Origin of the sequence: Nitratireductor sp. GCM10026969, from assembly GCF_042660605.1 — a bacterium.
Taxonomy (GTDB): domain Bacteria; phylum Pseudomonadota; class Alphaproteobacteria; order Rhizobiales; family Rhizobiaceae; genus Chelativorans.
This window is the reverse complement of the sequence record NZ_JBHSUM010000257.1, coordinates 1-3142: the sequence shown is the minus strand read 5'-3', so window position 1 is coordinate 3142 and position 3142 is coordinate 1. Positions and strand designations below refer to the sequence as shown.

Here is a 3142-nt window from a genome sequence, read left to right as displayed (position 1 = left end):
CGCGAGCGCGCCTCCTCGTGCGCCAGCTCGAGCGGCAATTGCCGGGGTGTCGGCGGCCGCGCGCTCATTCCGCCTCGCCCTTCGTCCTTGCCGCCTCATCCCGCCCGCTGTAGAGCGGCGAGGCCAGATAGCGGGCGATCGCGAAGCGCACCAGCACGCCGATGGCCGCCGCGGTGGGAACGGCGATCAAAAGACCGACGAAACCGAAGAGATAGCCGAACGCAAAGAGCGCGAACATCAGCCAGACCGGGTGCAGCCCCACGCTGCGGCCCATGAGCTTGGGCTGGAGAATATTGCCCTCGAGGAACTGGCCGCTGAAGAAGACGGCGGCGACGGCCGCCACCCAGTACCACTCCGGCCAGAACTGCACGAAAGCCACGCCCAGCGACAACGCCAGGCCGAGGAGTGATCCGACATAGGGGATGAAGCTGATTAGTCCCGCAAAAAACCCGATGAGCAGGCCGAAGTTCAGCCCGAGCAACGTCAGTCCGGCCGCATAGTAGACCCCGAGGATGAGGCACAACGTCCCCTGCCCGCGCACGAAGCCGGCCGTAGCGACATTGATGTCGCGGGCGATCTGGCGCACGGTCTCCACATGGTCGCGCGGGATCCAGCTGTCCACTTTGTCGATCATGCGGTCCCAGTCGAGCAGCATGTAAAACGCCACGACCGGCGTCACCACGAAAAGGCTGACGAGATTGATCAGCGCCAGGCCGGAACTCCAGATGGAGCCGAAGAGTGTCGCTACGAAGCCGGTGCCCTCGGTCAAAAGCGTGCTCAGGCCCTCCTGGAGCGCCTGCGGATTGACCCCGACGGTCTCCTCGAACCAGCCCGGATCCCAGCTCGTGATCAGCTGCTGCAGGCGCGAAAGATAATCGGGAAACCGCACGGCGAATTCGGCGAGCTGGTTGCCAAGAATGGGAATGATCAGCATCAGGGCCAGCACGAGCAGGACCAGGAAGCCGACCAGGATCAGGATCGTCGCCGTCAGGCGCGACGTCCCCAGTCGCTGCAGCCGGTCGGCCACCGGATCGAGGAAATAGGCAAGCACCATACCCGCCAGAAAGGGCAGCAGGATCGAGCTGAAAATGTAGAGAAACAGGATGAGCGCCGCCGCTGTCAGGAGCCAGAAGGCGACGTGCCGCGCCAGAACGTCGCGCTGCGGCGCCCTATCAATCCTGTCCTTTCGGGGTGCCGGTGTCGACATAGCCGCCCATGTGCTTAATCCAGGAGACGAGATAGGCCGCGCCGGAAGCAACGGTCAAGAGCCCGGAAAGATAGACGAGTCCGAGATAGAGGTTCCCCCAGGAGATGGACAGCGACAGCCCGGCGAGCACAAGGGTCGCGAGCAGGATCTGGACCAGCGTGTTGGCCTTGGACACGAGGAGCGGTTTCATGGCCACGGGGTTGCCCATGACGGTAGCCAGCACCACCCCGCCGACGATCAGCGCATCGCGCGAGACCGCCGCCACCACGAGCCAGAGCGGCAGATGGCCCATATAGCCCAACACCACGAAGACGCTGACCAGGAGCAGCTTGTCGGCGATCGGGTCGAGATAGGCACCCAGTTCGCTGCGCTGATCGAAGGTGCGGGCGATGAACCCGTCGACGCCGTCGGAAATGCCGGCGGCAACGAAGCCGGCAAAAGCCCACCCCAACTCTTCCGTGATCAGCGCGAAAACCACGCCCGGTACGAGCAGGAAGCGGAAAAGCGTGATAAGATTCGGAATGGTCACTCTTTCGTCTCCACGGTCGGCTCAAAAGGCGTGCCTCCGCTGTGCCGCCATAGATGGCCAGCTCTTCGGCCCGCTTCAAGGGAAAACCGATGGTCCAGCGGCGCCGGCCGCGGGCGCGAACTTGCCTGTGCGCCGGTGGCGGGGGTGCCTTGCCCTGCCCTGCCCTTCATGCCAATAGCCGGGAAATGCACCAAAGGGGCTCTCCATGGGCATCAAGAAAAACGGCCTCAGCTACGCCGACGCAGGTGTCGATATCGATGCGGGCAACACGCTTGTCGAGAAGATAAAGCCGCTGGTCCGCTCCACGCGCCGGCCGGGCGCCGATGGCGAGATCGGCGGGTTCGGCGGTCTCTTCGACCTCAAGGCGGCGGGCTTTTCCGACCCGATACTGGTTGCCGCCAATGACGGTGTGGGAACCAAGCTCAAGGTCGCGATCGAAGCCGGCAAACACGACACGGTCGGCATCGACCTCGTGGCCATGTGTGTGAACGATCTCGTCGTGCAGGGGGCCGAGCCGCTCTTCTTCCTCGACTATTTCGCCACCGGCAGGCTCGATCCGGACCAGGGTGCCGCGATCGTCGCCGGCATCGCCGAAGGCTGCCGCCAGGCCGGCTGCGCGCTGATCGGGGGCGAGACGGCGGAGATGCCGGGCATGTACCAGGGCGGTGACTATGATCTTGCCGGTTTCGCCGTGGGCGCGGCCGAACGCGGACAGCTCCTTCCGGCCGACGACATTGTCGAGGGGGATGTAATCCTCGGCCTCGCCTCCTCCGGCGTGCACTCGAACGGGTTCTCCCTGGTGCGCAAGATCGTCGCGGCGAGCGGGCTGGACTGGAACGCGCCCGCGCCCTTCCTGCCCGAGCGTTCACTGGCCGAGGCGCTTCTGGAGCCGACGCGCATCTATGTGAAGCCGCTCCTTGAGGCGATCGGCGGCACGCACGGCATCAAGGCGCTGGCGCACATCACGGGCGGCGGGTTCCCGGAAAACATACCGCGTGTTCTGCCGAAGGGATATGCAGCGGAGATCGACCTCGACCAGGTGGAGGTACCGCCGGTCTTCTCATGGCTTTCGCGCCAGGGCGGCGTGGAGGCTCACGAAATGCTGCGCACCTTCAACTGCGGCATCGGCATGGTAGCGGTGGTCGCCTCCGGACAGGCCGCGCAGGTGGCCGCCGTCTTGCAGAAGGCCGGCGAGCACGTGGAGACCCTGGGCAGCATCGTGCCGCACCGCGAAACGGGCGTCATCTACCGGGGAGCGCTGGGACTATGAGGCAGAAGAAGAGGACGGCAATTCTGATTTCCGGCCGCGGCTCGAACATGAGCGCGCTCATCCGCGCCGCTGCCGAGGCCGACTATCCCGCCGAGATCGCAGCCGTCGTCAGCGACCGTGCCGACGCACCGGGCCT

At 65.3% G+C, this 3142-nt stretch carries 3 protein-coding genes and 1 pseudogene; 2 read left to right on the top strand and 2 right to left on the bottom strand.

Annotated elements, in window-relative coordinates:
• Positions 1 to 64: 64 nt before the first annotated feature.
• Both ACFP9U_RS24505 and ACFP9U_RS24500 read right to left on the bottom strand, forming a co-directional pair.
• The gene (locus tag ACFP9U_RS24505) at positions 65 to 1207 is read right to left on the bottom strand and encodes an AI-2E family transporter (protein WP_378625425.1); all 1143 of its coding nucleotides are present in this window, start codon (positions 1205 to 1207) and stop codon (positions 65 to 67) included.
• Positions 1173 to 1736, bottom strand: a complete 564-nt coding sequence (locus ACFP9U_RS24500; protein ID WP_322450700.1) for a CDP-alcohol phosphatidyltransferase family protein — start codon at positions 1734 to 1736, stop codon at positions 1173 to 1175. The genes ACFP9U_RS24505 and ACFP9U_RS24500 overlap by 35 nt, the downstream gene beginning before the upstream one ends.
• A 205-nt stretch (positions 1737 to 1941) precedes the next feature.
• Here ACFP9U_RS24500 and purM point away from each other — a divergent pair, with 205 nt between their 5' ends.
• Entirely contained in the window at positions 1942 to 3006 is a 1065-nt protein-coding gene (gene purM, locus ACFP9U_RS24495; RefSeq protein WP_378625423.1) for a phosphoribosylformylglycinamidine cyclo-ligase, read from the top strand.
• Positions 3003 to 3142 (top strand): annotated as a pseudogene (locus tag ACFP9U_RS24490) (phosphoribosylglycinamide formyltransferase); the annotation flags it as partial. The gene purM and the pseudogene ACFP9U_RS24490, both read left to right, overlap by 4 nt.